Here is a 5,665-nt window from a genome sequence, read left to right as displayed (position 1 = left end):
CACCGGGGTGCGTCGGTCCGGCCGCCCCGGACCCGCCTCCACCACCATCGCGGCGCCCACGGCGGACACGGGTCCGGTCGGCGCGGGCACCGGAGCGGCCGTCGCGGCCGGTTCACTCACCGTCGGGGGTCTCGTCCTCGTCGTCGTCGCTCTGGTTCGACCCCGCGGCCTCCGCCACCGCGAGACACCCACAACGTGGACACCGACAGAGAACTGACGGGCACCGCCCGGCGGGCCGGCACCCGGACGTTCCGACCGTGGTCCGGCATCCCCGCGGGGTCATCGCACCGGAGCCGTGGCCTCGTCCGCGACGGTGTGGAGATCGTGGCCGTCCCGGACGACGAGGGCGGAGTCACGGTCCAGCCTGGGTCCTGCGGGGAGCCGGTCGATGATCGCACCGTCGACCGGCACCGGGGTCCCACCGACACCGAGGACCGCTGCGGTCTCCGGGTCGGGGATGTCGAAGCGCACGCCCGTATCGGCGACGATCGTCGTCACCGCACCGCGGGTTGACGTGCCTCGTCCGACCGCGGTCACCAGAAGGCCTCCACCGGGTACGCCGAGCACGTCGATCGCCGGCCCGCCCCCGTCCGCGCCGGCCACCGGACGCGCCTGTGCGGCCGACGGAGCCGGAGCGCCGGCGACAACGGTCACCCGCCGGCCCACTGACCCCTCCCTGCCCGCATCGCGAACGCACAGCACCGGGGAGTCACCGGTCGAGAGGACCGAGGGACGATCCGCTGGGAAGGCATCCACGTTCAGCGCCACCGAGCGCGGGACGCCCATCCGGTCGGGATCCACGGACACGACCGCACCCACCGTCGTCGTCGAACGGATGACGTCGGCCACCACCGGACCGACCTCCTGGACACCATCTGCCAGGGCGACGTAGGTCTCCCTGCCCGAGGCGGTGTCCACCGTGAACACCTGCCCGATCCGCAATGAGTCGAGACCGTAGTCCACCGGCCTGCCTGCCAGATCGATCTCCGGTCGCACCACCGGATCGACCTCCGGCAGCGGGTCGATCAACGCCGCGGTGACCGGCCGCGGCTCGACGCCGCCCAGTCCGAGGATCGCCAGCAGGTCGCCGTCCGACAAGTCGATTCTCGAGCGGGTCCCGTCCCGCAGCAGCCAGCCCCTGCCGTCCTGGTCGGCCAGGACGATCTCGTCGCCGGTGGTGTCACGCCCGGGTCCCGCCGCCCCGTCACGGGCGACGACACTCGTCGAGACGATCCGGGGGCGACCGCGATCGACGTCGGCGATCTCGTCGCACACGGTCCACGAGACCGCCGCGGCCCCGTCCTCGTCGCGCGGTGCCGGCAGCGCGGACGGCGCTCCGGGGATCCCGATCAGTCCTCCGCGACGCGTCTGGGCGATGTCCGAGTCCCGCACAGTGGTGGGGTCGGCGGGCTGACCCGTCACCAGACGGGCGGACGCGAGGTTGAACACCGGGTGGACGGTGTCGCCGGCGCGGACATACATCTGGCCGGAGTCCCGGCCCACCATCACCACGGCGCGATCGACATCGGGCGTCGGATCGAGGAGGGCCAGGACCGCCGCACCGACGCAACCGAGGACGGCGGCGACCGCACCCAGCATGAGTCCCGTCGACTGTCGCCTGAGTGGATCGTGGAGCATCCGGACGTCGCGGACGGCCACCGCGTGTCGGGCCCGCCGGGACAGGAAACGGTGCCCGTCGACCTGCGCCCTGGTCGTCGGCTTCAGCGGCACGAACGGGCTCCTTCCCACGGATGTGACGCCCCGCGACGGCGGGTTCCGGGGGTAGGGTACGCCACTGTCCCGGCCGGATGGCCGGGCTTCCCGGGCTGCCTCGCGCGCCCCCGACCAGGCCAGGAGGACGTGTGACGGCTGCCCCTCGCACCCTTCTCATCCTCCTGACCGTCCTCCTGACCTCGGGGGTGCTCGCGGTGATCTGCCCGCCGCCCTGGCAGCCCTGGGTCCAGTTCGCCGCCGCCTCACTGGTCGCCTGCGCCGCCACCATCCGTCACCGGGGCCGATATCTGCTCGGAGGCGGACCGCGCCCACGCCGGTCAGACGTCGACGTCGTCGATCTGGTCTCGCCCGAGTTCTCCTTGGTCGGGTGCGTCGGCGGTCACCAGGTGGTGACCACCGGTGTCGAGGTCTCAGCCGGCGCTCTGGAGACCACCGAGGTCGGGAGCGACGACCCGGCGGATTTCCTCGGCGTCCGGCTTCCGCTGGGCGCGGTCGCGCGGCAACTCGACCAGGGTGGGGTGCTGCTCGAGGGGATCGATGTGGTGGTTCACGGGCGACGTGCGGCGACGGGCCCCGACGGCGAGGTGTACTGCTCGCTCGTGGGTCCGTTGGCTCTGGTCTCCCACCGGCGCGTCCACCTGCTCCTCCGATTCGACCTGTCCGAACTCGCGCTGAGCGCGCCGGCGGAGGCGGGGCGGGGTTCGCCGCAGTGGGTCATCGCGGTGGCCACCGAACGACTCCGCCGATCTCTGGTTCATCACGGGGTTCCGTGTCGTGTACTCGATGCCACAGAGCTGGCGGAGCGATACCTCGAGGCCGAGGCCGATCCCACCGACGGAGTGGGGTTGGTGGTCCGCCCCGGTGAGGACCCGCGCGAGGTCGTGGACGCCCTCACCTCTGTACCCGCGTCAGACATCACCGAGGTGCTCCGACTCCGCCGGGTGCCGGGCCGCCGCGACGTCGTCGACTCGATCTCGACCGTGGGTCTCGCGGGGCTCACCGTGGACTCGCTCCCCCAGTCCGCGGGATCGTGTCATCTGTTGCCGTCCCCGCGCGTGCTGCCCGTCCCGGGTGAGTCCCTACCCGAGACGCTCGCCGGCTCCACGGTCCGGCGGCGCCTCGATCAACTCGACGACCTCGCCCCGCCCGCCCACGGTTGCGGTCAGATCCTCGGGGCGACCCGGACCGGGAACGCGGCCGCGGTCCAGCTGGCGGGGCCTCACCAGCGCTCGGTACTCCTCGCGGCCGGTCCGGCCGTCTGTCGACAGGTGGCCTTCCGCGCGGTCGCCGCCGGGTATCGGGTGGCGGTGGTCACCGACGTCCCGGACCGCTGGAGACCGCTGCTGGCGATCGGCGACGAGACCAGATACCGGATTGTCGACCCCGATGCCTCGGACGCCGGCGCCCCCGTGGACGCGGTGTTCTGGGACGTCGACGGCCCATTGAGCGAGGGGCGGATCGACGCGCTCGCCGGTCCCGGCGGCCCCGACGTGACACCGCCGACCGTGATCCGGGTGGATGCCGACTGGGACGCCCCCGGCCCCGGGCGTGCGACGACCGGGAATCCGCCCGAGCTGGTACTCGATGGCAGGATTCCGGGCTGGATCTCCATCGAACCGCGTTCCGGACCCGCCCGGCAGGTGTCGGTCGTGACCGGCCCCGGAGAGGACGCGTTCGTGGGCCCGATCCCGGGTCCAGGTCCGAGTTCGGGGGACCTCACACCCGCAGGTGCTGAACCTTCCGCCAGCCCGGATCGTCGGTGACCGTCAGGGTCACCTCGCCCTGTTCCCAGCCGGAGGCGGCCACGCGCAGCTGCTCGTGCGCGGGGGTCGCGGAGTCCACGTAGAAGTGCAGGAGCCGGCGGCCGTTGCAGCTCTCGGCGCCCACGCACTCGCCGGTGCCCTCCAGGCGGTCGACCAGGTGGTCCTCGAAGTCCCGCAGCCCGGGCAGGGAGGCCGATCCCGGCAGACCGCCGTCCTCGACATCCGTATAGGGCACGTGGACGGCGACGTGCCGGTCGAACTCCGGGGCCGACAGTGCCACGAGGGGCACGCGCACCACGGCCACCATCGGGCCCCGGGAGGTGTCGCCGTGCAGGATCTGCCAGGCGGGCTCCCCGTCCTCGTCCGTGTTGTCCCGCTCGATCTCCCGCAGGATCCCGGGCAGCGCGTCCAGCGACACCGCGTCGTCCCCCGGGGCCGTCGCGTTGGAGCGGATCATGCCCACCCACGTCTCCACCGCGGCCTCCCCGCACATGGCGTCGAGCAACAGGTAGGCGGCGATCCCGGCGTCGGATCCCTTGAGTCCGGCGAACCCGGGGTGGTGCACGGTCACGTCGGCCCGGGAGAGGCCGCAGTCCACCACCACCTCCGCCTCGTCGAAGCCCAGGCGTCGGTCGCGGAAGTGCATGGCGCACCCGGAGACCGGGTCGCGCAGGTCCGCGTACGACCAGTCGGCGTCGGCGGGCGGGGCCTGAGCGAGCCACCGGCGCGCCGCCCCGCGGAGCTCGGGTACCCCGGCCGCGGTGACGGTCAGGCGGTGCGGCGCGCCGTGAGACCCGGGGACGAACTCCCACGACAACCCGGGGTCGATCGCCTCGATGAGCGAGGTGATCTCCGGGACCACGCGGCGGGCGTCACCCGACTCGAGCGCGGCGGTCGTCCGGCGGCACCCGCCCTCGGTCCACCACCGCCAGAAGGTGGTGACGGCCCGGTCCGAGCGGAGCCTGGCGGTCTCGATGCGGACGCCGGACAGGTCCATCGATCTGGAGAGTTGTCGGGGTCGTGCCGCGCCGATCGCCATCTGTTCTCCCTCCGCCCGTCACGGTCCGTCTGGCTGGTCTCACTCCAGTATCCGGATAAGCCGCCACTCGTGCGCGGAACGACTCACCCCGGCCGGGCCCCCGGGCCGGTCCTGTCCCCCGTCAACGGGTGCGCATCGGCGTCCGCACTGGAAGAGTCTCGGGTATGACCAACCCCCACGGATCCCCCGACGCCCCGACCGGCCCGCGCGTCCTCGTCATCGGCGCCACCGGGTACGTCGGCTCCCGTCTCGTCCCCCGACTGCTCGCCGACGGCGCCGAGGTCTCGGTCCTGGCGCGCACGCCCGCGTGTCTCGACGATGTGCCGTGGCGGGACCAGGTCACCATCCACGAGGGCGGGCTGGGAGACGAGGCCGCACTCTCGGCTGCCCTCGCCGGCGTCGACGTGGCGTGCCACCTCGTCCACTCCATGGGCCACTCGACCGACTTCGAGAAGGAGGAGCGCGAGACCACCGAGGCGTTCGTCCGCGCCGTCGAGGCCGCCGGGGTGGGCCGCATCGTGCACCTGTCCGGGCTGCACCCGGAGGACGAGACCGACCTGTCGACGCACCTGCGCTCGCGCGTTGAGGTGGGACGGATCATGCTGGCCTCGTCCGTGCCCGCGCTGGTGATCCAGGCCGGGGTGGTGATCGGCTCCGGGTCCGCCTCGTTCGAGATGATCCGGCACCTGACCACCCGGCTCCCGGGGATGGTCACCCCGAAATGGGTCTCCAACCGCATCCAGCCGATCGCCGTGCGGGACGTGGTCCACTACCTCGCGGCCGCCACCACGGTTCCGCTCGACGGGGACCTGGCCGACGGGCGCGTGATCGACGTGGGCGCGCCGGACGTGTTGACCTACGGGCAGATGATGCAGATCTACGCCGAGGAGGCCGGACTGCACCGCCGGCTCATGGTCCCGGTCCCCGTGCTCACGCCCAAGTTGTCCTCGCTGTGGATGGGACTGGTCACCCCGCTCGAACCCGCCCTGGCCCGGCCGCTGGTGGAGTCGCTGCGCTGCGAGGCGATCGTCCTGGTCGACGACGCCGACGAGGTGCTCGGGCCCCCGCCCGGCGGCCGCACGAGCTACCGCCAGGCCCTCCGCGAGGCCCTGCGCGTTCCGCACGGCCC

Annotated in this window: 4 protein-coding genes; 2 read left to right on the top strand and 2 right to left on the bottom strand. The window is 73.0% G+C overall.

What is annotated here, in order from left to right; genetic code table 11:
* Positions 1 to 279 precede the first annotated feature (279 nt).
* Positions 280 to 1,731 (bottom strand): type VII secretion protein EccB, encoded by a 1,452-nt coding sequence (eccB, locus tag G6031_RS12915; protein WP_179525899.1) that lies wholly within the window; start codon positions 1,729 to 1,731, stop codon positions 280 to 282.
* Between the two features lie 131 nt (positions 1,732 to 1,862).
* Between eccB and G6031_RS12910 the strand changes: the two genes are divergently transcribed.
* Entirely contained in the window at positions 1,863 to 3,497 is a 1,635-nt protein-coding gene (locus tag G6031_RS12910) for a type VII secretion protein EccE (RefSeq protein WP_346034598.1), read from the top strand.
* Here G6031_RS12910 and G6031_RS12905 read toward each other — a convergent pair.
* Positions 3,451 to 4,536 (bottom strand): DUF695 domain-containing protein, encoded by a 1,086-nt coding sequence (locus G6031_RS12905; protein ID WP_182645318.1) that lies wholly within the window; start codon positions 4,534 to 4,536, stop codon positions 3,451 to 3,453. The two genes, G6031_RS12910 and G6031_RS12905, sit on opposite strands and share 47 nt — an antisense overlap.
* A gap of 164 nt (positions 4,537 to 4,700) precedes the next feature.
* On the opposite strand from G6031_RS12905, the gene G6031_RS12900 reads away from it, so the two are divergent.
* A partial coding sequence (locus tag G6031_RS12900) for an NAD(P)H-binding protein (protein WP_182653468.1) occupies positions 4,701 to 5,665 on the top strand: 965 nt, incomplete at its 3' end.

Source organism: Dietzia sp. CQ4, assembly GCF_014145125.1.
GTDB lineage: Bacteria > Actinomycetota > Actinomycetes > Mycobacteriales > Mycobacteriaceae > Dietzia > Dietzia natronolimnaea.
Note: the sequence above shows the minus strand (reverse complement) of the source record. Positions and strands in the feature narration are given on the sequence as shown.